Source organism: Pseudomonas pseudonitroreducens (assembly GCF_021603645.1).
Classification (GTDB): Bacteria; Pseudomonadota; Gammaproteobacteria; order Pseudomonadales; family Pseudomonadaceae; genus Pseudomonas; species Pseudomonas pseudonitroreducens.
Genome location: NZ_BQHJ01000017.1, coordinates 35208 through 58326, shown reverse-complemented (window position 1 = coordinate 58326; position 23119 = coordinate 35208). Strand labels below are relative to the sequence as shown.

Sequence of the window (23119 nt, the reverse complement as noted above, 5' to 3'; positions counted from 1 at the left end):
ACCCCTCCTAACCACCACATATGATTCATTCATAAAAATACATTTGCGTATCACTTTGTCATCTTTCCGGTGAATGGCAGGCGCCATTCACGCCCAGGCAAATACGCCGCAGAATTCCGATAAACCCCTGCAAAATGCTCACTTTTTACCGAATTATTTCGGTGAAACGTGCTCCTTTGCGCGCCCACCTGCCCCCAAAATCCCGCCAAAGCGATACACAATCCATTTACGACACATCATTTATTGTTAGACATTCATTTCTGTATCATTTAAAACTACAGCCATGGCCAAGGCCGCCCCACGAACAAGACAAAAGGCTGGAGACACAGCATGTACGCACAACTGGTTGAGACCGGCGTGAAGCGCATCAAGGCGCTGGACGAGATGTCGCCGGAAGAACGCGCCTTCCAGGAAAAGATCGATGCCGAGATCAAGATCGAGGCGAAGAACTGGATGCCCGACGCCTACCGCCAGACGCTGATCCGGCAGATTTCCCAGCACGCCCACTCCGAAATCGTCGGCATGCTGCCCGAGGGCAACTGGGTGACCCGCGCGCCGACCTTGAAGCGCAAGCTGCAGCTGATGGCGAAGATCCAGGACGAAGCCGGCCACGGCCTCTACCTCTACAGCGCGATGGAAACCCTGGGCGCCGACCGCGACGCCGAGATCGCCAAGCTGCACAGCGGCAAGGCCAAGTACTCGAGCATCTTCAACTACCCGACGCTGAACTGGGCCGACATGGGCGCGGTGGGCTGGCTGGTGGATGGCGCGGCGATCGTCAACCAGGTGGTGCTCCAGCGCACCTCCTACGGCCCCTACTCGCGCGCGATGATCCGCATCTGCAAGGAAGAGAGCTTCCACCAGCGGCAGGGCTACGAAATCCTCCTGACCATGATGCGCCACGGCAACCAGGCGCAGAAGGACATGGTCCAGGACGCGATCAACCGCCTCTGGTGGCCGGCGCTGATGATGTTCGGCCCCAGCGACGCCGACTCCCCCAACAGCGCCCAGTCCATGGCCTGGAAGATCAAGCGGCAGAGCAACGACGAACTGCGCCAGCGCTTCGTTGACCAGACCGTGCCGCAACTCGAACTGCTCGGCTGCACCGCCCCGGACCCGGACCTGAAGTGGAACGAGGAACGCGGCCACTACGACTTCGGCGACATCCAGTGGGAAGAATTCTACGAAGTGCTCAAGGGCAACGGCCCGTGCAACACCGAGCGCGTTGCCACCCGCCGCAAAGCCATCGAAGACGGCGCCTGGGTCCGCGAAGCCGCGGTCGCCTACGCCCGCAAACAACAACAGAAGAAAGACGCAGCCTGAGTCGCGAGGAGACAGAAGCCATGTCCGAATGGACCCTTTTTGAAGTGTTCGTCCGTAGCAAGCACGGCCTGAACCACAAGCATGTCGGCAGCGTCCATGCCGCCGACGCCGCCATGGCCATCGAGAACGCCCGCGAGCTGTACACCCGCCGCAACGAAGGCGTAAGCCTGTGGGTCGTGCCCTCCGCGCTGATCACCGCCTCCTCCCCCGACGAGAAGGACCCGCTGTTCGACCCGGCGCAGGACAAGGTCTACCGCCACGCCAGCTTCTACGAGCTGCCGCCCGAAGTCGGCCACATGTGAGATCGCGTGCGATGAACCCGAACTCTGACAAGATCGAATACCTGCTGCGCCTCGCCGACAGCGCCCTGATCCAGGGCCAGCGCCTGTGCGAATGGTGCGGCCACGCCCCGGCCCTGGAAGAAGAGCTGGCGCTGATGAACGTCGGCCTCGACCTGGTGGGCCAGGCGCGCAACTGGTACGAGTACGCCGTAGAACTGCTGGACGACGGCCGCGACGCCGACCACCTGGCGTTCCGCCGCGACGAGCGCGCCTTCCGCAACCTCCTGCTGGTCGAGCAGCCCAACGGCGATTTCGCCGTGACCATCGCCAAGCAGTTCCTCTATGACGCCTGGCACTTCCATGTGCTGCACGCCCTGAGCAGCTCCAGCGACGAGCGCATCGCCGCCATCGCCGCCAAGGGCCTGAAGGAAGTCACCTACCACCTGCGCCGCTCCTCCGAGTGGATGCAGCGTCTGGGTGACGGTACCGACGAGAGCCATGCGCGCATGCTCGCGGCGATCCCGCAGGTGTGGCGTTTCACCGTCGAGCTGTGCAACGCCGACGAAGTGGAACAACGCCTGTCCGCCGAAGGTGTCGCGCCGAACCCGCAAGAGCTGGCCGCCGCGTGGAAAGCCAAGGTTGTCGACATCTTCGCCGTCGCGACCCTGCCGCTGCCGGAGCCTGCGGTGAACTTCTACCTCAGCGGCCGCCGTGGCCTGCACACCGAGCACCTGGGCATTCTCCTGGCCGAGATGCAGTTCCTCCAGCGGGCCTACCCCGATGCAACCTGGTGAGCTGATTACCAGCGATCGCGGCGCGCGCGCCGGCACGGCTGATGACCTCAGCCGTGCCTGGAACGTGCTCGGCGCGGTAATGGACCCGGAGGTGCCGGTGGTCAGCGTGGTCGAGCTGGGCATCGTGCGCGGGCTCGACTGGCAGGACGGGCACCTGCACGTGGTGGTCACCCCCACCTACTCCGGCTGCCCGGCCACCGAAGTCATCGAGCAGGACATCCAGCACGCCCTGGAGCACGCCGGCTTCGCTGCGCCGCAACTGGAGCGCCGGCTGAGCCCGGCCTGGACCACCGACTGGATCAGCGACAGCGGCCGCCAGGCGCTGCGCGACTACGGCATCGCCCCGCCGGCCGGCAGCACCAGCAAGCGCAGCCTGCTTGGCGAGACCCCGGAAGTGCGCTGCCCGCAGTGCGGCAGCCTGCACACCGAGCAGCTCAGCCAGTTCGGCTCCACCGCCTGCAAGGCGCTGTACCGCTGCATCGACTGCCGCGAACCGTTCGATTACTTCAAGTGCATCTAGGAGGACGAAGACAAACTGCTGCGCTCGGCCATGCGTCGCTGGAGACGACTTCGAAATGCTCACTCACCAATGTGAACTGCGCTTCCGAAGCCGCTTCCGCCTCGTCCGACCTTCGCTCGCGACGTTTGTATTCGCCCTCCGTGCGGTAGAACCGCAGGAGAACAACAATGAGCAAATTCCACAGCCTTACAATCAAGGAAGTGCGCGCCGAAACCCGCGATGCCGTGTCCATCGCCTTCGACGTCCCGGCGGAGCTGGCCGACAGCTTCCGCTTCCAGCACGGCCAGCACCTGGTCATGCGCACCCAGCTCGACGGCGAGGAAGTGCGCCGCTCCTACTCGATCTGCAGCGGCGTGAATGACGGCGAGCTGCGCGTGGCGATCAAGCGCGTACCGGGCGGGCGCTTCTCCGCCTACGCCAATGAGGCGCTGAAGGTCGGCGCCAGCCTGGAGGTCATGCCGCCAGCTGGCCACTTCAATGTCGAACTGGACCCTGCGCGCCATGGCAACTACCTGGCGGTCGCCGCCGGCAGCGGCATCACGCCGATCCTGTCGATCGTCAAGACGACCCTGGAAACCGAGCCGCACAGCCGCGTCACCCTGCTCTACGGCAACCGCTCCAGCAACGCCGCGATGTTCCGTGAGCAGCTCGAAGACCTGAAGAACCGCTACCTGCAACGCCTCAACCTGATCTTCGTGTTCAGCCGCGAGCAGCAGGACGTCGACCTCTACAACGGCCGTATCGACGCTGACAAGTGCGGCCAGCTGTTCAGCCGCTGGCTCGACGTGAAGAGCCTGGACGCCGCCTTCATCTGCGGCCCGCAGGCGATGACCGAGACGGTGCGCGACCAGCTCAAGGGCAACGGCATGCCGGCCGAGCGCATCCATTTCGAGCTGTTCGCCGCCGCCGGCAGCGAGAGCAAGCGCGAAGCGCGCCAGGCTGCCGCTGCTGTCGACAGCGCCAAGAGCCAGATCACCGTGATCAGCGACGGCCGCGAGCTGTCCTTCGAGCTGGCCCGCAACAGCGTCAGCGTGCTCGACGCCGGCAACGCCCAGGGCGCCGAACTGCCGTACTCGTGCAAGGCCGGCGTGTGCTCGACCTGCAAGTGCAAGGTGGTGTCCGGCGAGGTGGAAATGGACAGCAACTTCGCGCTGGAGGACTACGAGGTGGCGGCGGGCTACGTGCTGAGCTGCCAGGCGTATCCGCTCAGCGACAAGGTGGTCCTCGATTTCGACCAGCTCTGATCCAGCTCTTTGTAGGAGCGAGCTTGCTCGCGAACCGATCGACGCCAGCGTGGCGGCGAAATCGATCGCGGACGGAGTCCGCTCCTACCCAAGGCCGATCCCCCCGTAGGAGCGGACTCCGTCCGCGATCGGCCACGCCCCACGAAGAGTCGTTCACGTTTCACCGCCAGCGGCCCACAAGGCCCCTGGCGCCCCTAATCCGGCGGCATCGTCCCGCCAATGAAGAATGCGCCGCCGACGCCCACCCGGCGCGGCGGTCACCGGCAGCAGCCGGCCCCCTTGCGTAGCGATCCGGAGGACAACAACCATGGCCCAAGAGCCTATCCTGCAAAGTTTCATCGGCGGCCGCTGGGTCGGCCAGCACGGCGCCCAGGCGCTGCGTAGCGCGCTCAATGGCCAGACCGTGGCGCGCACCCACGAAGAGACGCTGGACTTCGCCGAAGCCGTCGCCCACGCCCGTGAGCAAGGCCTGAAAGAACTGATGTCCATGGACTTCCAGCAGCGCGCCCAGCGCCTGAAAGCCCTGGCGCTGTACCTGACCGAGCGCAAGGAACAGCTCTACGAGATTTCCCGCCACAGCGGCGCCACCCGCGCCGACAGCTGGATCGACATCGAAGGCGGCGCCGGCACCCTGTTCGCCTACGCCGGCGTCGGCGGCCGCGAGCTGCCCTCGGGCAACGTGGTCCACGAAGGCCCGGCCATGCCGCTGGGCAAGACCGGCAAGTTCGCCGGCAGCCACATCCTGGTGCCGCGCGGCGGCATCGCGGTGCACATCAACGCCTTCAACTTCCCCATCTGGGGGATGCTGGAGAAGTTCGCGCCGAGTTTCCTCGCCGGCATGCCCTGCATCGTCAAACCGGCCACCGCCACCAGCTACATCACCGAAGCCGCCGTGCGTGTGATGCATGAATCCGGCCTGCTCCCGGCCGGCAGCCTGCAACTGATCATCGGCGGCACCGGCGACCTGCTGGACCGTCTGCAAGGCCAGGACATCGTCACCTTCACCGGCTCCGCCGACACCGCCGCCAAGCTGCGCGTCAATCCGATCCTGATCCGCAACTCGGTGCCGTTCAACGCCGAGGCCGACTCGCTGAACTGCGCCATCCTCGCTCCGGACGTCACCCCCGACGACGAGGAATTCGACCTCTTCGTCAAGGAAGTGGCCCGAGAGATGACCGTCAAGGCCGGGCAGAAATGCACCGCCATCCGCCGCGCCATCGTGCCCGCCAAACACATCGATGCCGTGGCCGAACGCCTGCGCGAGCGCCTGGCCAAGGTCGTGGTTGGCGATCCCTCAGTGGAAGGCGTGAAGATGGGCGCCCTGGCCTCCCACGCGCAGCAGGCCGACGTCGCCGAGCGCGTGGAAGCCCTGCTGAAATCCAGCGAACTGCTCTTCGGTGCCAAAGATGGCTTCACCCCGCGTGGCGATGGCGTCAGCGAAGGCGCGTTCTTCGCTCCGACCCTGCTGCGCAGCCGCGACCCGCACGCCGAAGGCGGCGCCCACGACATCGAGGCGTTCGGCCCGGTGACCACCCTGATGGCCTACGACGACGTCGACGAAGCCGTCACCCTGGCCGCGCGCGGCAAGGGTAGCCTGGTGGCGAGCCTGATCACCCGTGATCCGCAGGTCGCCGCGACAGTCGTCCCGGTGATGGGCGCCCTGCACGGCCGCCTGCACATCCTCGACCGCGAGTCCGCCGCCGAATCCACCGGCCACGGTTCGCCGCTGCCGGTGCTCAAGCACGGCGGCCCGGGTCGCGCCGGTGGTGGTGAAGAACTGGGCGGCGTGCGCGCGGTGAAGCACTACCTGCAGCGCACCGCCGTACAGGGCTCGCCGAGCATGCTGATGGCCGTTACCGGCGAGTACGTGCGCGGCGCCAAGGTCTACGAGACCGAGGTGCACCCGTTCCGCCGCTACTTCGACGAGCTGAAGATCGGCGAATCGCTGCTGACCCACCGCCGCACCGTCACCGAGGCCGACCTGGTCAACTTCGGCTGCCTGTCGGGCGACCACTTCTACATGCACTTCGACGAGCTGGCGGCCAAGGACTCGCAGTTCGGCAAGCGCATCGCCCACGGCTACTTCGTGCTCTCGGCGGCTGCCGGTCTGTTCGTCTCCCCGGGCGTCGGCCCGGTGCTGGCCAACTACGGCCTGGACACCCTGCGCTTCATCAATCCGGTGGGCATCGGCGACACCATCCAGGCGCGCCTGACCTGCAAGCGCAAGATCGACCAGGGCAAGAAGAGCCCCAAGGGCGAGCCACAGGGCGTGGTGGCCTGGGACGTGGAAGTGACCAACCAGCTCGGTGAGCTGGTGGCCAGCTACGACATCCTCACCCTGGTGCTCAAGCGCGCGTGACGCGCTGAGCATGGCGGCGCACGGAAGCTTTGCGCCGTTCCGCAGCAACCAGCAGCCGCAAGGGGCCGGCCATGGCCAGCCCCTTGCGGCATTTTCAGTACAGCCCGGTCGCGCTTCCCGGCTCGAAGACCGGAGTCTGATTGGCCTGGATCATGTTGTAGCTGAGCATGAACGCCACGCCGCCCTCGCTGGCCAGCGCCTGGCTCACCCAGCCGATCGGGTTGTTGAACAGCGAATCATCCGGGTTGAGTACGCCGATGGCCGCGGTGTCGGGATCGTCATCCCAGGTGACGTCGCCCCAGTGCCACCCCAACCCGAGCACGAACTGTCGGCCCAGCAGGGCACCCAGGGCGAACACCGCGTCGTCGTCCACGTCGCGCCGCTGCGCCTTGGCATCGCGCACGTACTCGGTGATCACCGCGACCACCTCATGGGGTGGCAGCTCTGGCGCCAGTCGAAGCAGCGCCAGCGCCTGCTGCTGCAGGTCTTCCAGTTGTTGTTGCAACTCCGCCGACAGCGGAATGATGACGGCCATTCTTCCCTCTCCTGAAACGTGCCCGCGCTGTCCCGGCGAGCCCCTGTCACTGTTGATACTGCCTGCCAGCGCTTACACGGCGCGGCCCATCAATCTGTCCTGGCTGCCCTCGGCCTTTTCCCGGAGGAAATCCCAGGTCGTGCGCATCCGTGCGATGTCCTTGAGTTCGGCCGGCATCAGCATCCAGAAGGTGCGCACGAACTCGATTTCCCCGGCCAGCACCGGCTGCAACGAGGGGTCTTCGCTTGCCGCGAACGCCGGCAGGATCGCCAACCCGGCCCCCTCCGCCACCGCGCGCTGCTGGGCGAGGATGCTGGTACAGCGCAGCGCCATGTGCAGCGGCCGGCCGATCTCGTCGAGATACTGCAGCTCCTTGCTGTACAGCAGGTCATCGACGTAGCCGACCAGGGCATGTTCGCGCAGGTCGTCGCGATTGCGGATCGGCCCGCGTTCGGCCAGATAATCCTTCGAGGCATAGAGACGCAGCACGTAATCGGTGAGCCGGGTAATGATGTAGGGCCCTCGTCCGGGGCGCTCCAGGGTGATGACGATGTCTGCCTCGTGGCGCGACAGCTGCAGCGCGCGCGGCACCGCCAGGATGTCGAGGCCGAGGTGCGGGTGACGCTGGTTCAGCTCCACCAGCTGCGAGGTCAGCAATGTCGAGCCATAGCCCTCGGTGGCGCCGATACGCACCTTGCCGGAGAGATTGTCCTCGGCCCCGGCAAGGCGCTTCTCGATCACCTTGCACGCACTTTCCATCGCTTCGGCCTGGGGCAACAGGCCGTGACCCGCCTCGGTCAACCGATAGCCGGCAGGCTCACGCACCAGCAATTGTGCGCCGATGCTTTTTTCCAGCGCCTGCAGGCGGCGGGCAACCGTGGTGTGGTCCACGCCCAGGCGCCGCGCGGCGACGGTGAGCTTGCCAGCACGGGATAGCTCGAGGAAAAACCGCAGGTTGTCCCAGTCCATGCGCGCTCCTGTGTGCGCTCTCTATCTGCAAAAATGCAGACCATACTTGCACATCACCTCATTGAGCACATCAAAAATGCACTGCTAGGATCGAACCACACAAGAACAAGGCCTTCAGGCTGGGAGAACCCCGATGACCGCAACTGCCGTCCCGACCGTCAAACTCTTCCTCGACGGCAAGCCCGTCGAGTCCACCACCTCCGAATGGCGCGAGGTGATCAACCCCGCCACCCAGGAAGTCCTCGCCCGCGTGCCCTTCGCCACGCCCGAGGAAGTCGAGCGCGCGGTGGCCAGCGCCAAGGCCGCGTTCAAGACCTGGAAGAAGACGCCCATCGGCGCCCGCGCGCGCATCTTCCTCAAGTACCAGCAACTGATTCGCGAGAACATGAAGGAACTCGCGGCGATCCTCACCGCCGAACAGGGCAAGACCCTGCCCGACGCCGAGGGCGACGTGTTCCGCGGCCTGGAAGTGGTCGAGCACGCAGCGGGGATCGGCAACCTGCAACTGGGCGAGCTGGCCAACAACGTGGCCGGCGGCGTGGATACCTTCACCATCCTGCAGCCCATCGGCGTGTGCGCCGGCATCACGCCCTTCAACTTCCCGGCGATGATTCCGCTGTGGATGTTCCCGATGGCCATCGCCACCGGCAACACCTTCGTCCTCAAGCCCTCCGAACAAGACCCAATGGTGACCATGCGCCTGGTCGAGCTGGCCCATGAGGCCGGCGTACCGCCCGGCGTGCTCAACGTGATCCACGGCGGCCCGGACGTGGTGAACGCCATCTGCGACCACCCGGACATCAAGGCCGTTTCCTTCGTCGGCTCGACTCGCGTCGGTACCCACGTCTACAACCGCGCCTCGCTGGCCGGCAAGCGCGTGCAGTGCATGATGGGGGCGAAGAACCACGCCGTGGTGCTGCCCGACGCCAACAAGGAGCAGACCCTCAACGCCATTGCCGGTGCAGCGTTCGGCGCCGCCGGGCAGCGCTGCATGGCGGTGTCGGTGGCAATCCTGGTGGGTGAAGCCAACGAGTGGATTCCGGACCTGGTAGCCAAGGCGCAGACCCTCAAGGTCAGCGGCGGCACCGAGGCCAACACCGACGTCGGCCCGCTGGTGTCCTGCGCGGCGCTGGACCGCGTCAGCGGCCTGATCGAGCGCGGCACCCAGGAAGGCGCCAAGCTGGAGCTGGACGGCCGCAACCCGCAGGTGGCCGGCTACGCCAAGGGCAACTTCGTCGGCCCGACCGTGTTTTCCGGTGTCACCCCGCAGATGAGCATCTACCGCGAGGAAATCTTCGGCCCGGTGCTCTGCGTGGTGTCGGTGAAGACCTTCGACGAGGCCATCGAGCTGATCAACGCCAACCCTAACGGCAACGGTACCGCGCTGTTCACTCGTTCCGGTGCTGCCGCGCGGCACTTCAAGGAGGAAATCGACGTCGGCCAGGTGGGCATCAACGTGCCGATCCCGGTACCGGTACCGCTGTTCTCCTTCACCGGCTCGCGCGGCTCCAAGCTCGGCGACCTCGGCCCGTACGGCAAGCAGGTGGTGCAGTTCTACACCCAGACCAAGACCGTCACCGAGCGCTGGTTCGACGAGAACGAGGTTGGCGGTGCAGTGAACACCACCATCAACCTCAAGTGATCCCTTAGAAACGCCTGCCCGCCCGCCTGCCCCGAGCCGCCCCGGATTTCAGCAAGGATGCTGGCCGGACCAGGCACCACGCGGGCGGGCACCCTTTTGGCGCCCGCTCGACTGGGCGCTCCCGCACAAGAAGAAGAGGAAATCCCCATGCGCATCGGCTTCATCGGACTCGGCAACATGGGCGGCCCCATGGCCGCCAATCTGCTCAAGGCTGGCTTCGACCTGAGCGTCTTCGATCTTTCCGCCAAGGCCGTGGAGGCGGCGGTCGCCCTCGGCGCCCGCGCTCTGGCATCCCCCGCCGAGGTGGCGCGCGACGACGTCGAAGTCATCATCACCATGTTGCCCGCCGCAGCGCACGTGAAGCAGGTGTTCCTCGGCGACAACGGCCTGCTGGCCAATGTGCAGCCCGGTGTACTGCTGATCGACTCCTCCACTATCGACCCGCTGAACGCTCGCGAGGTCTCCGCCGTCGCCATCGCCCACGGCAATCCGATGCTGGATGCGCCGGTTTCCGGCGGCACGGCCGGCGCGGCAGCGGGCACCCTGACCTTCATGGTTGGCGGCGAGCCGGCCGATTTCGAGCGCGCCCGCCCGGTACTGGCAGCCATGGGCAAGAACCTCGTGCACTGCGGCGGCGCCGGCAACGGCCAGGTGGCCAAGGTGGCGAACAACCTGCTGCTGGGCATCTCCATGATCGGCGTAGCGGAAGCCATGTCGCTGGGCGTGAAGCTGGGCATGGACGCAGAGGTGCTGGCCGGCATCATCAATACCTCCAGCGGCCGCTGCTGGAGTTCGGAAGTGAACAATCCGCTCACCGGCGCTCCGGCAGCGCGCGGTTACAGCGGCGGTTTCGGCACCGACCTGATGCTCAAGGACCTGGGGCTGGCCAGCGAGGCCGCCCGCCAGGTGCGCCAGCCAGTACTGCTCGGCGCACTGGCCCAGCAGCTGTTCCAGACCTTCAGCAACCAGGGCAACGGCCAGCTGGACTTCTCGGCGATCGTCAAGCTGTACGAGCAGGGCTAGGTACGCCGGGACGTTCCGCTTTTCTGTAGGAGTGAGCTTGCTCGCGAACCTCTTCGCTACGTGGCCGGTTCGCGAGCCAGCTCGCTCCTACCAAGGTCGCCCTCTGCAACGCGCCTCCAGGACGCCTATCTCCGTTATCATGCGCGCTCCGCCCCACCGGATGCCGCCGCATGATCCTCCGCCCGCAAACCCCGACACTCTGGGTCCTGCTGTTCTCGCTCAAGGGATCGATCATCCCGGCGATCTGGCGCAAGGTGCTCTACACGGTGCTGCTCAGCTCACTGGTAGTTGCCACCCACGGCACGCTCTACCACTACAAGGTGATCATCACCTCCACGCCATTCACCCTCTGGGGCCTGACGCTGGCGATCTTTCTCGGCTTTCGCAACAACGTCGCCTACCAGCGCTTCTGGGAGGCCCGCACGCTCTGGGGTGAACTGCTGATCGTCACGCGCAACCTGGCGCGGCAGACCCGCTCGCTGCTGCCAGACCTCGATGCCGATAGTCGCCGCCAACTGTGCAATCCGTTGATCGCGTTCAGCTACGCGCTGCGCGATCAACTGCGTGACACCCCGCAAAGCGACGATGTGCGCCGTCTGCTCGGCGAGGAAGCCGTCGCCCTGGCCGCCAGTCGCAGTCCGACCAACGCCCTGCTCGCCAGCCTCGGCCAGCGCTTCGCCGAGCGTGGCCGCGCCAGCGGCGCCAGCGACATCACCCTGGCTGCCATCGACCAGCAGATGACCCGGCTGTCGTATGTGCTGGGCGGCTGCGAGCGCATCCGCAACACGCCGATCCCCTACCCCTACATCCTGATGCTGCACCGTATCGTGCATGTCTACTGCTTCCTGCTGCCCTTCTGCCTGGTGGACAGCATCGGCTGGTTCACCCCGCTGGCGGTGTGCGTGCTGGCCTACACCTTCTTCGGCCTGGACGCCCTCGGCGACCAGATCGCCGACCCGTTCGACACCCAACCCAACGACCTGCCGCTGGACGCCATGAGCCGCAACGTGGAAATCGCCGTACTGGAAATTCTCGGCGACACCGATCTGCCCGAAGCGCTGCAACCCGTCGACGGCCTGCTGCTCTGAACCGGCCCTGAGGACCCCTGAATGAACCACCTGAAAGACGTGCCGCTGAACAAGGCCTACCTGCTGCTCAACCACGGTCCCAGCACCTTGGTCACCAGCGAGTACGAAGGCGTCGCCAATGTCATGGCCGCCGCCTGGGTCATGCCACTGGACTTCGATCCGCCCAAGCTGATGCTGGTGCTGGACCGCAACACCTGGTCGCGCCACCTGGTGGAAGGCTCGGGCGCCTTTGTCATCCAGTTGCCGACACGCCAGCAGGCCGAACTGACCCTGGCAGTGGGCTCGAGCAACGGCGGCGAAGGCAACAAGTTCGAGCAGCTGGATATCCGCACCTCGCGGGCGAAGCAGATCGCGGCGCCGATCGTCGATGGTTGCGTGGCCTATCTGGAGTGCAAGGTGATCAGCGAGCCGCACAACCAGGAGAAGTACGACCTGTTCATCGCCGAGGTGGTTGCCGCCTACGCCGATGAGCGCGCCTTCTCCAATGGCCGCTGGTATTTCTCCGACGACCAGCTGCGCACCATCCACTATCAGGCGGGCGGCGCCTTCTTCGCCACCGGCGAGGCGTTTCAGGTCAGTCGGGGCTGACCGGCTGCCAGGCGGCCGGTTGCGAGCCCAGCTCGCAGGCCGGTAATTCCCAGTAGAGCGGCGAGCCGGCGATGTGCAACGGTGGGCGCAAACGCCGCGCAAGGCCCCAGGGCGTCGTCTCGATACCGGGAGCCAGATCGGCCGCTGTCTCCGCCGCCAGTTCCAGGGAGCCTACCGACGAAACCCCCGCCTCCAGCAGGCATTGCGCCGTGCGTGCCAGCGATAGCCGCCAGCGGCTGCCCCGGCCGCTACGCCGGCGCTCGGCCAGGCCGCGCAAAGCGGCCGCCGCGATCAGGTAACCGGTAGCGTGATCGAGCGCCTGCACGGGCAATGGCACAGGTGTGTCACCGCCCTGCCAGACGCGCCCTGCTTCGGCAATACCACTGCTCATCTGCACCAGGCTGTCGAAACCGCGCCTTTCACTCCAGGGACCGGGCCAGCCATAGGCATTCAGGCTGACGTCCACCAGCCCGGGGGCGATGGTCCGCCGCACGTCAGCGCCGAACCCCAGGCGATCCAGGGCATCGGCCCGATAGCCGTGGACCAGAACATCGGCGCTGGCGAGCAGCGCCTGGAAGCGTTCACGGTCTGCCGGCTGACGGAGATCCAGGCGCGCACAATGCTTGCCCAGGGTGACTTCCGGCACCACGCCGGGTTCATCCCAATCCGGTGGGTCGATGCGCAGGACTTCGGCACCGAAGCCGGCGAGAAATCGGGTGGCGACCGGCCCGGCCAGCACGCGAGTCAGGTCAAGTACGCGCAAGCCGGCGAGCGGACGCTCGCGGTCGATCTCGATATCCAGGGGCGCTGCGCTGACCAATTGGATATCACGCAATACCAGCGGCTCACGGGCTACCGCGACACCTTGCGGATGCTGTTTCCAGGCATCCCAGGAGCGCATCTGGGCGGCGCAGCCACCCTCGTTCACGATCGCCAGTTCCAGCTCGCTCGCATCCCAGTTGGCCACGGCGGCAGCGACCCGCTCACGATCATTTTCGGCTGCCAATACGCGCAGGGCGGCCGTTCGATGATGCGGCGCATTGGTATGCAGGCGAATCCAGCCGTCTCGGGTGCGATAGTTGCCGGCGATGGCATCCCACAAATCGGCTGGCGTCCAATCTTGCGCACGCAAGGAAGTGGAGAACCAGAAGGACGCCAGCCGGCGGTCCACGACCAGCGAAGTGGCGGCAGCGGAGTCTGGCTCCAGCCACTCGCCCAACGCCAGGCCGGCGCTGGCGATGCTGGCGGCGGCCAATTCCGTAACGAAGAAGGCCGAAGGCAGTGAGCCCTCACTACGAAAGGCCAGATGGCTCAGGCGCTCGGCCTGGCCGCCCAGGGCTGTCCAAAGTCGTTCCGCAAGAACCCGCTGCATCTCTATCTCCGACCTTTCCGTGGAGTGTCACCTTAGCCGTGCAGCGTCATGCAGGCGAGCCGACCTTGGTCGACAGGCAATAAAAAGCCCGCAATCAAGCGGGCTTTTCGATGGGGAGCTAATCCCTTAGCTGGTTTTCATCCTCTGCCCGCGGGTGTGAAAAAAATGTGAAGCGAGGGGCGCTCGAAACATTTTGTTGGAGATCGCATTCTTCAGTGGCTGGAGCTCAGCTCGAATAATCCAGTGCGGTCCAGACACGGCTGAGCCCGTCACTGATCTGGCAGCTCGACAGATCATCCGCTTCACCGCGCGAGGACAGGCGCACGGTCGAGTCGCCCTCGCCCTCGGTCAGCCACTGCAAGCGCCCGCAGTTGGGCGTGTCGATGACGTAGCTGGCAGCGATCGCCGAGCGCTGCTTCGGCAGACGGATGGCGTCGCGCACTGTGCCGCGCTCTTCGATGCGCTTGCCGTCGGCGACCAGTACGGCCCAGGCCTCCTTGCCCTCGATGATGAGGTAGGCGCCATTGGCGCGCGGTACGTCCGCCTGGGGCTGGGCACAACCCGCCAGCATCGCCACACCTGCGCAAAGCATCAGTTTCTGCAGCATCGCCATCGCTCCTGTCGTTCGAGGAATGCCCGCCAGCCCAGAGGCGGCGGGCACTTCAGGTTTTCTGTCTGACCGCGAGAGGGATACTAGGAGAAAATACTGTTCATGCATACAGTATTTTGCGAAAATTTTTTAAACCTCGACGAAAGGCCACAGTCCATTGGCTACGTCGATTACCTCGAACCACCGGGCATGGGCCTGAAACCCATTGAGGAGCAAGCGATGGTGAGTATCCATCAGCTGAAATACACCGTGAATCACATGGCCATCGAGGAAGTCAGCGAGGCCGTTTCGGAACTGCTGCTTGAGGGGTTGGTCACAGAGGGCAAGACGCCCTTCAGCCGCACCCACTTCAATGTCTGCTTTGCGGAAATCGAGGCTCTGATGCAGCGCGCCGGCTATCACCGCCCGCTGGATGTGGTGGGCTACCAGGGCCAGGCCTACGCCATGTTCGATCCCAGCCGCTGGGATGCCGTGGAAGTCCTGCGCTGGCTGAAGGAGTACGTCGAGGAGTCGAAGGCAGCCAGCATAGCCTGAGCGCTCGGGCCATTATTTCGCAGGACGCGGTTGCGGGAGCAGCGACTTGCGAAGGCCTGGCGGGCGCACTAATGTCCCATGCACTTTTCCCGCTTGCCGAATCAAGGACGATTCCATGAGCGACTCTTCCTCCGACGACAGCTGGCTCTGGGCCTACCGCAAACTCCGTAGCTGGGATGTGGGCCGGGTCAGCTCCGCCTTTCTCGCCACACTCTTCCACTGGCGCGGCGACACCGGGCTGTTCTACAGCCACGGCGGCCTGCGCAAATCCCGCCTGACCCGCGACGACCTGATCGACTGATCCAGCCTATTGCTGCTGGTAATAGCCATTGCCGCGCGGATAAACCGCGCCGTTGGGATATTCGATGCTCTGGCGGATGCCGCCGCTGCCCTGGTCGATGATAACCGTGCCCGAGCGTGTCTCACCGTAGCTGCGCGGTACCTGAACGCCGCCGTAACCGTCATAGCGCTGCCAGCTGGAGGAGCTGTCCACACTGCCGCTGGCACCAGGACTGACGTAAATGCGCTGGACTGCAGGCGGCGATTGCTGCCATTGCGACGGGTTCGAGTAGCGAGGCGCAGCTTGCGATGGAGTCTCCTGAGCGCCGAACTTCTGCGCGGAAGCTGGCATCACCACAGCAAGACAGGCAATGAGCGCGAGGATTCTGGGACTGATCATGACGATCTCTCGAATGATGGAAAGGCTCCAGCTTAGCAAGCCTTGTTTGCGCCGTGCAGCAGTACCGATACCTGAATTTAAACAATTATAAATCAATAGTTTATAACGTTAACCTCATGTGGATACGCCGATTATCGGCCATCGAGGTACGGCGCATCGCCAATAGCCATCATCGACAGGATCAAAGCTCGCCAAAACATCATGATAGCGTCGCTTTCTAAAGTGATTTATAGAATAAAATTTACTTTATAAACAATAGCTTGCGTACTCTTCATGAAGTAAAGCGGGAGGATGGCGGACTCTGATGCGAGGCATTCCCAGCGGCTGCAGGACTCAATCTTCGCGCCATCGCCTCGCTCGTCGTATTCGAGCGTTGCCATTCCATTGCCACGATTGGCATTTCCTTCTCAATCAGTAAGATGCAGCGACTTTCGTAAGGAACGCCTCATGTTCGGACGCTGCCTGACCCTGCTGCTGATCCTCGCCATTCCTACCGCTGCCACCGCCGCCGCCCCGCGCACCTTCGAGGAGGCGAAGAAGCTCGGGCGCAAGCTGTATGCTCGCCAGTCGGTGGAGTTCTATTGCGGCTGCCGCTACAACGGCACCAAGGTCGATCTGAAGAGCTGCGGCTACACCCCGCGCAAGAACGCCAATCGTGCCTCGCGCATCGAATGGGAGCACATCGTCCCCGCCTGGGTGATCGGCCATCAGCGCCAGTGCTGGCAGAACGGCGGACGCAAGAACTGCTCGCGCAATGACCGGGTGTACCAGAAGGCCGAAGCCGACCTGCATAACCTGGTGCCGAGCATCGGTGAGGTAAACGGCGATCGCGCCAACTACAGCTTTGCCTGGCTGCAGCAGAAGCCTTCGCAGTACGGCGCCTGTCCGATGGTGGTGGACTTCAAGGCGCGCAAGGCCATGCCGCGCCCGCAGATCCGCGGCATGATTGCCCGCACCTACTTCTACATGAGCGACCGCTACGGTCTGAAATTGTCCAGGCAGGACCGCCAACTGTTCACCGCCTGGAGCAAGCAGTACCCGGTGGAAGCCTGGGAGCGCCAGCGCAACCAGATGGTTGGCTGCGTGATGGGGTGGGGCAACCCCTATGTCGGTCAGGTCGAGGCCGAGCGCTGCCCCGCCCCGAAAGTAGCCAGGCGCTGAAGCCTGGCGACAGCCGCCATCGCCAGCAGTAGACTCCGACAGCCGTCCAGCGTGACGAGCCCCACCTTTATCTGTCTGGAGTACGCAGCATGTCCCTCTCGATCTACCAGGCTTCCGTTCCCGTGTTCATCCGCATGCTCGGCAATCTCTCGGCGATTCTCGCCAAGGCTGCCGCCCATGCCGAAGCCAAGTCCATCGACCCATCCGTCCTGATCAACGCCCGCCTGGCTCCGGACATGTTCGCCCTGGCGCGCCAGGTGCAGATCGCCTCCGACTCCGCCAAGGGTGCCGGTGCCCGCCTGGCCGGCGTCGACGTGCCGAGCTATGCCGATGACGAGACCACCTTCGAGCAACTGCAGGCACGCCTCACGAAGACTGTCGATTTCCTCAAGAGCCTCAAGCCTGAGCAATTCGAAGGCGCGGAAAACCGCACCATCGAGCTGAAGCTGCGCACCCGCGAGGTCAGCTTCAAGGGATCGGATTTCCTGCTGGGTTTCGTCAACCCGAACTTCTATTTCCACATCGCCACGGCCTACGACATCCTCCGCCACAACGGCGTGGAAGTCGGCAAGATGGATTACCTCGGCGGCGTCTGACCGGCCAGGGCGCCGGCCTCCCGGCGCCCCTTCAGCCCCGCGGCAACGGCAATGTGGTGGTGGACTTGATTTCCGAAAGCGCCACGATGGAGTTGATCTCCTGCACGCCCGGCACCTGGGACAGTCGCTCGAAGAAGAAGCGCTCGTAAGCCTCCACATCCTCCGTGACGATGCGCAGCATGAAGTCCACTGCCCCCATCAGGACGTGGCACTCCAGGACTTCAGGAAACGCCTCCATGGCCTTTGCGAAATCCGTCAGGTGGTTACGCCCGTGGGCGTTGAGCTTCACCTGGGCGAAAATCTGGGTGTTCAGGCCGATCTTCTTGCGATCCAGCAGGGTGACCTGCTTGCGGATCACCCCCTCTTCCTTCAACCGCTGAATCCGGCGCCAGCACGGCGACTGAGACAGACCGATACGTTCGGCGATCTCTGCCGTGGAAAGAGTCGCCTCATCCTGCAGCAAGGCAAGGATCTTGCGGTCCTGGGCATCCAGCAAAACAGGCATAAATGATTCACCATGAGTAACTTCAGAGAATCATTAATGCACAGATAAGGGATTCATGGCTAAAAACAGGCAAATAAATCCTCCGCATGGGCCGCAGAATATTTCTCACTTCCCCGCCTCGGTCAGTTGCCATGACACTCCCCGCACTCCATCTCGCCGAATTCCCCCTGGACCAACAGGAACGCCCGGTGCCCACCGAAGTAGCCGCCGACGTGCGCTACCTGATCCGCACAGAGATCGATGCCGACATTCTCTGCCGGCTGCTCAACCAGTTCGCGCTGCAGGGTCATGTGCCGGCAGAAGTTGAAGCTTCCCGTCATGAGGAATGGCTGGACATCGCCTTGCGGGTGAACACGCTGCCGCGTTATCGCGCGGAAGTCATAGCGCAGCGGATGCGGGGAATGGTCAGTGTCTACTCAGTCGATCTGCACGTTGGCGCTGGCGCATCTGTCCTCTCAGCGACATAAGCTGACTTTCTGGCGTTAGCCGGCACATGCTCCCGGGCTTAGAGTGCGAACCTGACCCTCGTGGTCCTTCACACAACAACGATGAGAGATGTGCCCATGGCTCGCCCACGCCTGCTCCCCGACAACTTCACCCTGGCGTTGATCGCCACCGTGACCGTTGCCAGCCTGCTGCCCTGCGAAGGCACCGCTGCCGTGATCTTCGGCTGGATTACCAACCTGGGCATCGCGCTGCTGTTCTTCCTCCACGGCGCCAAGCTGTCACGCCAGGCGATCATTGCCGGCGCCACGCACTGGCGCCTGCACCTGCTGATTTTCTCCTGCACCTTCATCCTCTTCCCCCTGCTAGGCCTGGCGCTCAAGCCAGTGCTGTCGCCGCTGGTAACCCCGGACCTGTACCTGGGCATGCTGTATCTCTGCGCCCTGCCCGCTACGGTGCAGTCCGCCATCGCCTTCACCTCGCTGGCAAGAGGCAACATCCCGGCGGCCATCTGCAGCGCATCGGCGTCGAGCCTGCTGGGGGTGTTCGTCACCCCGCTGCTGGTACAGCTGCTGATCGGCGCCCATGGCGATACCGGTATGTCGACGCTGGACGCCATCGGCAAGATCACCCTGCAATTGCTGGTGCCGTTCCTGGCTGGCCAACTGCTGCGACCGTGGATCGGTGCCTGGGTGGAGCGGCACAAGCCGGTCCTGCGCTACGTGGACCAGGGCTCGATCCTGCTGGTGGTCTACACCGCCTTCAGCGCCGCCGTCATCCAGGGCCTGTGGCACCAGGTGCCGCTGCCCGCGCTGGCCGGCCTGGTAGTCGCCTGCTGTGTACTGCTGGCACTGGCGCTGATCGCCACCAACCTGCTGGGACGCTGGCTGGGCTTCTCCCTGGAGGACCGGATCACCATTATCTTCTGCGGTTCGAAGAAGAGCCTGGCCACCGGCGTACCGATGGCCTCGGTACTGTTCGCCAGCAGCACCGTGGGCGTGATACTGCTGCCGCTGATGCTGTTCCACCAGATCCAGCTGATGGTCTGCGCGGTGCTCGCCCAGCGTTACCACCAGCGCCAGGAGGACGGCCAGGCTTCGCTGGAACGTGCCAACTGAGTGCACAGCCAGGCGAAAGCCGCCCATGAAAAAGCCGGTGCAGATGCACCGGCTTTTCTTTTCGACCGCTATCAGGCACCAACCGGCGTGCGCAGGGTGACGAACTCCTCGGCGGCGGTCGGGTGGATACCGATGGTTTCGTCGAAGACCCGCTTGGTCGCCCCGGCCTTCAGCGCAATCGCGATGCCCTGCAGGATTTCCCCTGCTTCCGGGCCAACCATGTGGCAACCCAGCACCTTGTCGGTGTCGGCATCGACGATCAGTTTCATCAAGGTCCGCTCCTGGCACTCGGTGAGTGTCAGCTTCATGGGGCGGAAACGGCTCTCGAACAACTTCACCCGGTGCCCGGCGCTGCGCGCCTCATCCTCGGTCAAGCCCACGGTGCCGATGTTGGGCATGCTGAATACGGCAGTGGGAATCAGCTTGTAGTCCACCGGACGGTACTCTTGCGGGCGGAACAGCTGGCGCGCCAGCGCCATGCCTTCGGCCAGCGCCACGGGGGTCAGCTGCACACGACCGATCACATCGCCGATAGCGTGGATCGACGGCTCGCTCGTGCGATAAGCCTCATCCACCTTCACATAGCCGCGATCATCCAGTTCGACCGAGACGTTTTCCAACCCGAGATTGTCCAGTTGCGGGCGACGGCCAGTGGCGTAGAACACGCAATCCGCTTCCAGCACACGGCCATCCTTGAGCGTTGCAGCCAACGTGCCGTCAGCCTGCCTTTCGATGCGCGCAATGTCGCTGTTGAACTGCAGGTCCAGGCCCTTCCTGGTCAGTTCGTCACGCAGGTGCTCTCGCACGCTGCGGTCGAAGCCGCGCAGGAACAGCTCCTTGCGATACAGCAACGAAGTCTGCGCTCCCAGGCCATGGAAGATGCCGGCGAACTCCACCGCAATATAGCCACCGCCGACCACCAGCACTCGACGCGGCAACTCCTTGAGGAAGAAGGCCTCATTGGAGGTAATCGCGTGCTCCTTGCCCGGAATGTCCGGTACCTGCGGCCAGCCGCCGGTGGCGATGAGGATATGCCTGGCGCGGAAGCGCTGCCCGGCGACCTCAACGGTATGCGCATCCTGCAGCTTGGCATGGCCCTCCAGCAGCGTGACGCCGCTGTTCACCAGCAGGTTGCGATAAATGCCATTGAGCCGGTGGATTTCGCGATCCTTGTTGGCGATCAGGGTCGACCAGTCGAAGTTCGCCTCACCCAGGGTCCAGCCGAACCCGGCAGCCTGTTCGAAGTCTTCATGGAAGTGTGCGCCGTACACCAGCAGCTTCTTCGGCACGCAACCGACGTTGACGCAGGTACCGCCCAGGTAGCGGCTTTCCGCCACAGCCACCTTGGCGCCAAAGCCGGCAGCGAAGCGCGCGGCACGCACACCGCCCGAACCCGCACCGATGACGAACAGGTCAAAATCGAAAGACATCATGGTTCTCCGCTTGGATATGCGAGCCAGCATACCTCATGGCGCCTGACCTATCCTGCCAAGTGCCGGCCCTGAAGGAGGAATCGCCATGCACCCGACCCTGACCCACCTGGCCCTGCATGTGCCGGACCTGGAAGCCTGCGTGGACTTCTACCAGCGCTTCTGCAGCATGCGGGTCATCCACGAGCGTGAAGGCAAGGGCTCGCGCATCGTCTGGATGGCAGAACCAGGCAACGAGCATCGTTTCATCTTCGTCATCATACCGGGCGGTCAGGAACGCCACCTGGCAGTCGACGACTACAGCCACTTCGGCTTCGCCGTCGACTCCCACGATGCGGTCGACCGCATCGCGAAGGAGGCCGAGGCTGCCGGCTGCCTGATCTGGCCACCCCGACAGGAACCTTTTCCCGTGGGTTATTACTGCGGCCTGCGCGACCCGGCCGGCAACTACGTCGAGTTCAGCTACGGCCAACCACTGGGCCCGGGCTCGGAAGCCCTGCCGATTCCGCGCTCCATGTAGGCCGGAAAAGAAAAAGCCACCCGCAGGTGGCTTTTTCCAGAGTGGAAAGACCCGGAGTTACCAGGCCTTGCCAGTCTTGTAGAGGTGCTCGTAGCAGAAGTTGGTCGCCTCGATGTAACCCTCGGCGCTACCGCAGTCGAAGCGCTTGCCCTTGAATTTGTAGGCCAGTACGCAACCGTCCTGGGCCTGCTTCATCAGGGCGTCGGTGATCTGGATCTCACCGCCCTTGCCCGGCTCGGTCTGCTCGATCAGGTCGAAGATATCCGGGGTCAGGATGTAGCGGCCGATGATCGCCAGGTTCGACGGGGCGTCTTCGGGCTTGGGCTTCTCGACCATGGTATTCACGCGATAGATGTCGTCGCGGATCATCTCGCCGGCGATCACACCGTACTTGTTGGTCTCTTCCGGCGGTACTTCCTGGATCGCCACGATCGAGCAGCGGAACTGGTTGTACAGCTTGACCATCTGCTTGAGGACGCTGTCGCCTTCCAGGTTCAGGCACAGGTCGTCCGCCAGCACGACAGCGAAGGGTTCGTCACCGATCAGCGGACGGCCGGTCAGGATCGCGTGGCCCAGGCCCTTCATTTCGACCTGACGGGTGTAGGAGAAGGTGCACTCGTCGATCAGGCGACGAATACCGACCAGGTACTTTTCCTTGTCGGTGTTGCGAATCTGGTGCTCCAGCTCGTAGCTGATGTCGAAGTGGTCTTCGAGCGAGCGCTTGCCGCGGCCAGTGACGATACCGATTTCGCCGAGACCGGCTTCCAGCGCCTCTTCAACGGCATACTGGATCAGCGGCTTGTTCACCACCGGCAGCATTTCCTTGGGCATGGCCTTGGTGGCCGGGAGGAAGCGGGTACCGTAGCCGGCGGCCGGGAACAGACATTTCTTGATCATGGGAGTCCTTCGAGAGGGACAGGGGTGCGAGTTGCGCGCAGTCTAATCAGGCTGCGCCCGCCTTACAATGCCCCGGATTGCAAGCTGCACGACTCTTGTGAGGTCTTGCGAAACCGATGGCACTCGCAATCTGACCACCAAGGCCCCCATTTAGTTCTCCAGCTTACTGGCAAATGGTCAGCATCCCGCTCCATCCCGCGCCAGACCTAGACCCAGGCGGCTTGCGCCACATCGCTAACGGCAAGCCGCTGACGCACCACGCCCCAGATGGACAGCTCATCGCCCTCCTCGACTTTCAGGGTCGGATAGCCGTCGCTTGCCGCCTGCAACGCAAATGAGCCATCGATGATGGCCAGGCGACGTATCAGCGCCTCGCCGTTGAGCGCTGCCACCACGATTTCACCGGGCGAAGCCAGCTCGGAACGGTCGACCAGCAGCAGGTCGCAGTCGTGAATCCCTGCCTGCGTCATGCCTTCGCCACATGCGCGGACTATGTAGGTGTGAAGCGACATAGCCGCGATTACTCCGCCAGGCTGCACCACGTCGCTGACTTCCAGAATGGCTTGTTGCATGACGCTTCCTCGAATACTGTATATCCATACAGATAGCAGATACTTGCAAGCCCGACAAGCCATTGGATGGAACCTACAGGGAGAAATGCCGCTCAACCGAAAGGACAGCGCACCGATGGCGGTGGACTACTCTTAGGGAGGGGTGAGGATATCGATATGAATCCAGGCACGTTCGTCACGCTCATGATTTTCGGCTGGTTCCTGCTGGCCTTGGTTACCCTCTGGGCCATCCTGCGGGTGCCAATGCGCCGGGCTCGCTTGCAGAAGCACAAGGCCAAAGCCGAGTCATCACGGCACCACCCTCTCCCGCACTGA

Annotated in this window: 26 protein-coding genes; 17 read left to right on the top strand and 9 right to left on the bottom strand. The window is 64.0% G+C overall.

The features are described 5' to 3' along the window. Nucleotides 1–330 precede the first annotated feature (330 nt). From paaA to paaZ, 6 genes are all read left to right on the top strand, one after another. A complete protein-coding gene (paaA, locus tag L6D89_RS30500) occupies nt 331–1323 on the top strand; it encodes a 1,2-phenylacetyl-CoA epoxidase subunit PaaA (protein ID WP_054907021.1) in 993 nt (330 codons plus the stop codon). Between the two features lie 20 nt (nt 1324–1343). After that, nucleotides 1344–1625, top strand: a complete 282-nt coding sequence (gene paaB, locus L6D89_RS30495; protein ID WP_024764426.1) for a 1,2-phenylacetyl-CoA epoxidase subunit PaaB — start codon at nt 1344–1346, stop codon at nt 1623–1625. An 11-nt stretch (nt 1626–1636) separates the two neighbouring features. Continuing rightward, a complete protein-coding gene (gene paaC / locus L6D89_RS30490; protein ID WP_236202132.1) occupies nt 1637–2398 on the top strand; it encodes a 1,2-phenylacetyl-CoA epoxidase subunit PaaC in 762 nt (253 codons plus the stop codon). Beyond that, complete coding sequence (gene paaD, locus L6D89_RS30485; protein WP_054907023.1) at nt 2385–2918, top strand: 1,2-phenylacetyl-CoA epoxidase subunit PaaD; 534 nt, start codon at nt 2385–2387, stop codon at nt 2916–2918. The genes paaC and paaD overlap by 14 nt, the downstream gene beginning before the upstream one ends. Before the next feature lie 167 nt (nt 2919–3085). Further along, nucleotides 3086–4162, top strand: a complete 1077-nt coding sequence (gene paaE / locus L6D89_RS30480; RefSeq protein WP_236202131.1) for a 1,2-phenylacetyl-CoA epoxidase subunit PaaE — start codon at nt 3086–3088, stop codon at nt 4160–4162. Nucleotides 4163–4469: 307 nt separating this feature from the next. Beyond that, a complete protein-coding gene (gene paaZ / locus L6D89_RS30475) occupies nt 4470–6521 on the top strand; it encodes a phenylacetic acid degradation bifunctional protein PaaZ (protein ID WP_236202130.1) in 2052 nt (683 codons plus the stop codon). Nucleotides 6522–6615: 94 nt separating this feature from the next. On the opposite strand, the gene L6D89_RS30470 is transcribed toward paaZ, so the two are convergent. Beyond that, on the bottom strand, nt 6616–7056 hold the full coding sequence (locus tag L6D89_RS30470) for a hypothetical protein (protein ID WP_236174881.1): 441 nt from the start codon (nt 7054–7056) through the stop codon (nt 6616–6618). 72 nt (nt 7057–7128) lie between these two features. Continuing rightward, the gene (locus tag L6D89_RS30465; RefSeq protein WP_236202129.1) at nt 7129–8025 is read right to left on the bottom strand and encodes a LysR family transcriptional regulator; all 897 of its coding nucleotides are present in this window, start codon (nt 8023–8025) and stop codon (nt 7129–7131) included. A gap of 133 nt (nt 8026–8158) precedes the next feature. Here L6D89_RS30465 and L6D89_RS30460 point away from each other — a divergent pair, with 133 nt between their 5' ends. From L6D89_RS30460 to L6D89_RS30445, 4 genes are all read left to right on the top strand, one after another. Then, complete coding sequence (locus tag L6D89_RS30460) at nt 8159–9667, top strand: CoA-acylating methylmalonate-semialdehyde dehydrogenase (protein WP_236174879.1); 1509 nt, start codon at nt 8159–8161, stop codon at nt 9665–9667. Between the two features lie 147 nt (nt 9668–9814). Continuing rightward, a complete protein-coding gene (gene mmsB / locus L6D89_RS30455) occupies nt 9815–10690 on the top strand; it encodes a 3-hydroxyisobutyrate dehydrogenase (protein ID WP_236202128.1) in 876 nt (291 codons plus the stop codon). Nucleotides 10691–10860: 170 nt separating this feature from the next. Next, nucleotides 10861–11778: a bestrophin family protein gene (locus L6D89_RS30450; RefSeq protein WP_236202127.1), complete on the top strand. Its 918-nt coding sequence runs from the start codon at nt 10861–10863 to the stop codon at nt 11776–11778. A gap of 21 nt (nt 11779–11799) precedes the next feature. Continuing rightward, the gene (locus L6D89_RS30445; protein ID WP_236202126.1) at nt 11800–12366 is read left to right on the top strand and encodes a flavin reductase family protein; all 567 of its coding nucleotides are present in this window, start codon (nt 11800–11802) and stop codon (nt 12364–12366) included. On the opposite strand, the gene L6D89_RS30440 is transcribed toward L6D89_RS30445, so the two are convergent. Together L6D89_RS30440 and L6D89_RS30435 are read right to left on the bottom strand one after the other, a co-directional pair. Next, on the bottom strand, nt 12353–13738 hold the full coding sequence (locus L6D89_RS30440) for a CoA transferase (protein WP_236202125.1): 1386 nt from the start codon (nt 13736–13738) through the stop codon (nt 12353–12355). The two genes, L6D89_RS30445 and L6D89_RS30440, sit on opposite strands and share 14 nt — an antisense overlap. A 226-nt stretch (nt 13739–13964) precedes the next feature. Continuing rightward, nucleotides 13965–14345 (bottom strand): hypothetical protein, encoded by a 381-nt coding sequence (locus L6D89_RS30435; protein ID WP_236174874.1) that lies wholly within the window; start codon nt 14343–14345, stop codon nt 13965–13967. Between the two features lie 222 nt (nt 14346–14567). Here L6D89_RS30435 and L6D89_RS30430 point away from each other — a divergent pair, with 222 nt between their 5' ends. After that, nucleotides 14568–14882 carry a transcriptional regulator gene (locus L6D89_RS30430; RefSeq protein WP_236174947.1) on the top strand — a complete coding sequence of 105 codons (315 nt, stop codon included), beginning with the start codon at nt 14568–14570 and terminating at the stop codon, nt 14880–14882. Nucleotides 14883–14997: 115 nt separating this feature from the next. Further along, nucleotides 14998–15183, top strand: coding sequence for a hypothetical protein (locus L6D89_RS30425; RefSeq protein WP_045217600.1), 186 nt, complete (start codon nt 14998–15000; stop codon nt 15181–15183). Nucleotides 15184–15189: 6 nt separating this feature from the next. Here L6D89_RS30425 and L6D89_RS30420 read toward each other — a convergent pair whose 3' ends face one another. After that, complete coding sequence (locus L6D89_RS30420; protein WP_236174873.1) at nt 15190–15561, bottom strand: hypothetical protein; 372 nt, start codon at nt 15559–15561, stop codon at nt 15190–15192. A 447-nt stretch (nt 15562–16008) separates the two neighbouring features. On the opposite strand from L6D89_RS30420, the gene L6D89_RS30415 reads away from it, so the two are divergent. Both L6D89_RS30415 and L6D89_RS30410 read left to right on the top strand, forming a co-directional pair. Beyond that, nucleotides 16009–16722: an endonuclease gene (locus L6D89_RS30415; protein ID WP_236202124.1), complete on the top strand. Its 714-nt coding sequence runs from the start codon at nt 16009–16011 to the stop codon at nt 16720–16722. Between the two features lie 89 nt (nt 16723–16811). Then, entirely contained in the window at nt 16812–17318 is a 507-nt protein-coding gene (locus tag L6D89_RS30410; RefSeq protein ID WP_236202123.1) for a DUF1993 domain-containing protein, read from the top strand. A 31-nt stretch (nt 17319–17349) separates the two neighbouring features. On the opposite strand, the gene L6D89_RS30405 is transcribed toward L6D89_RS30410, so the two are convergent. Continuing rightward, nucleotides 17350–17823: an Lrp/AsnC family transcriptional regulator gene (locus tag L6D89_RS30405; RefSeq protein WP_236202122.1), complete on the bottom strand. Its 474-nt coding sequence runs from the start codon at nt 17821–17823 to the stop codon at nt 17350–17352. A 188-nt stretch (nt 17824–18011) separates the two neighbouring features. Here L6D89_RS30405 and L6D89_RS30400 point away from each other — a divergent pair, with 188 nt between their 5' ends. Then, nucleotides 18012–18290, top strand: a complete 279-nt coding sequence (locus L6D89_RS30400) for a hypothetical protein (RefSeq protein WP_236174869.1) — start codon at nt 18012–18014, stop codon at nt 18288–18290. Nucleotides 18291–18386: 96 nt separating this feature from the next. Beyond that, nucleotides 18387–19385, top strand: coding sequence for a bile acid:sodium symporter family protein (locus tag L6D89_RS30395; protein WP_236174868.1), 999 nt, complete (start codon nt 18387–18389; stop codon nt 19383–19385). 71 nt (nt 19386–19456) lie between these two features. On the opposite strand, the gene gorA is transcribed toward L6D89_RS30395, so the two are convergent. Beyond that, nucleotides 19457–20815, bottom strand: a complete 1359-nt coding sequence (gene gorA / locus L6D89_RS30390; protein WP_236202121.1) for a glutathione-disulfide reductase — start codon at nt 20813–20815, stop codon at nt 19457–19459. Between the two features lie 88 nt (nt 20816–20903). Between gorA and L6D89_RS30385 the strand changes: the two genes are divergently transcribed. Further along, nucleotides 20904–21335, top strand: coding sequence for a VOC family protein (locus tag L6D89_RS30385; RefSeq protein ID WP_236202120.1), 432 nt, complete (start codon nt 20904–20906; stop codon nt 21333–21335). A gap of 57 nt (nt 21336–21392) precedes the next feature. On the opposite strand, the gene galU is transcribed toward L6D89_RS30385, so the two are convergent. Next, on the bottom strand, nt 21393–22232 hold the full coding sequence (gene galU / locus L6D89_RS30380; RefSeq protein ID WP_024767166.1) for a UTP--glucose-1-phosphate uridylyltransferase GalU: 840 nt from the start codon (nt 22230–22232) through the stop codon (nt 21393–21395). 206 nt (nt 22233–22438) lie between these two features. Beyond that, a complete protein-coding gene (locus L6D89_RS30375) occupies nt 22439–22804 on the bottom strand; it encodes a LexA family protein (protein ID WP_236202119.1) in 366 nt (121 codons plus the stop codon). Nucleotides 22805–23119: the final 315 nt, after the last annotated feature.

What these genes read in the sequence shown, in the direction of transcription:
- paaA (WP_054907021.1), top strand. Translation starts at nt 331, where the DNA reads ATGTACGCACAACTGGTTGAGACCGGCGTGAAGCGCATCAAGGCGCTG.
- paaB (WP_024764426.1), top strand. Translation starts at nt 1,344, where the DNA reads ATGTCCGAATGGACCCTTTTTGAAGTGTTCGTCCGTAGCAAGCACGGC.
- paaC (WP_236202132.1), top strand. Translation starts at nt 1,637, where the DNA reads ATGAACCCGAACTCTGACAAGATCGAATACCTGCTGCGCCTCGCCGAC.
- paaD (WP_054907023.1), top strand. Translation starts at nt 2,385, where the DNA reads ATGCAACCTGGTGAGCTGATTACCAGCGATCGCGGCGCGCGCGCCGGC.
- paaE (WP_236202131.1), top strand. Translation starts at nt 3,086, where the DNA reads ATGAGCAAATTCCACAGCCTTACAATCAAGGAAGTGCGCGCCGAAACC.
- paaZ (WP_236202130.1), top strand. Translation starts at nt 4,470, where the DNA reads ATGGCCCAAGAGCCTATCCTGCAAAGTTTCATCGGCGGCCGCTGGGTC.
- L6D89_RS30470 (WP_236174881.1), bottom strand. Translation starts at nt 7,056, where the DNA reads ATGGCCGTCATCATTCCGCTGTCGGCGGAGTTGCAACAACAACTGGAA.
- L6D89_RS30465 (WP_236202129.1), bottom strand. Translation starts at nt 8,025, where the DNA reads ATGGACTGGGACAACCTGCGGTTTTTCCTCGAGCTATCCCGTGCTGGC.
- L6D89_RS30460 (WP_236174879.1), top strand. Translation starts at nt 8,159, where the DNA reads ATGACCGCAACTGCCGTCCCGACCGTCAAACTCTTCCTCGACGGCAAG.
- mmsB (WP_236202128.1), top strand. Translation starts at nt 9,815, where the DNA reads ATGCGCATCGGCTTCATCGGACTCGGCAACATGGGCGGCCCCATGGCC.
- L6D89_RS30450 (WP_236202127.1), top strand. Translation starts at nt 10,861, where the DNA reads ATGATCCTCCGCCCGCAAACCCCGACACTCTGGGTCCTGCTGTTCTCG.
- L6D89_RS30445 (WP_236202126.1), top strand. Translation starts at nt 11,800, where the DNA reads ATGAACCACCTGAAAGACGTGCCGCTGAACAAGGCCTACCTGCTGCTC.
- L6D89_RS30440 (WP_236202125.1), bottom strand. Translation starts at nt 13,738, where the DNA reads ATGCAGCGGGTTCTTGCGGAACGACTTTGGACAGCCCTGGGCGGCCAG.
- L6D89_RS30435 (WP_236174874.1), bottom strand. Translation starts at nt 14,345, where the DNA reads ATGCTGCAGAAACTGATGCTTTGCGCAGGTGTGGCGATGCTGGCGGGT.
- L6D89_RS30430 (WP_236174947.1), top strand. Translation starts at nt 14,568, where the DNA reads ATGGTGAGTATCCATCAGCTGAAATACACCGTGAATCACATGGCCATC.
- L6D89_RS30425 (WP_045217600.1), top strand. Translation starts at nt 14,998, where the DNA reads ATGAGCGACTCTTCCTCCGACGACAGCTGGCTCTGGGCCTACCGCAAA.
- L6D89_RS30420 (WP_236174873.1), bottom strand. Translation starts at nt 15,561, where the DNA reads ATGATCAGTCCCAGAATCCTCGCGCTCATTGCCTGTCTTGCTGTGGTG.
- L6D89_RS30415 (WP_236202124.1), top strand. Translation starts at nt 16,009, where the DNA reads ATGTTCGGACGCTGCCTGACCCTGCTGCTGATCCTCGCCATTCCTACC.
- L6D89_RS30410 (WP_236202123.1), top strand. Translation starts at nt 16,812, where the DNA reads ATGTCCCTCTCGATCTACCAGGCTTCCGTTCCCGTGTTCATCCGCATG.
- L6D89_RS30405 (WP_236202122.1), bottom strand. Translation starts at nt 17,823, where the DNA reads ATGCCTGTTTTGCTGGATGCCCAGGACCGCAAGATCCTTGCCTTGCTG.
- L6D89_RS30395 (WP_236174868.1), top strand. Translation starts at nt 18,387, where the DNA reads ATGGCTCGCCCACGCCTGCTCCCCGACAACTTCACCCTGGCGTTGATC.
- gorA (WP_236202121.1), bottom strand. Translation starts at nt 20,815, where the DNA reads ATGTCTTTCGATTTTGACCTGTTCGTCATCGGTGCGGGTTCGGGCGGT.
- L6D89_RS30385 (WP_236202120.1), top strand. Translation starts at nt 20,904, where the DNA reads ATGCACCCGACCCTGACCCACCTGGCCCTGCATGTGCCGGACCTGGAA.
- galU (WP_024767166.1), bottom strand. Translation starts at nt 22,232, where the DNA reads ATGATCAAGAAATGTCTGTTCCCGGCCGCCGGCTACGGTACCCGCTTC.
- L6D89_RS30375 (WP_236202119.1), bottom strand. Translation starts at nt 22,804, where the DNA reads ATGCAACAAGCCATTCTGGAAGTCAGCGACGTGGTGCAGCCTGGCGGA.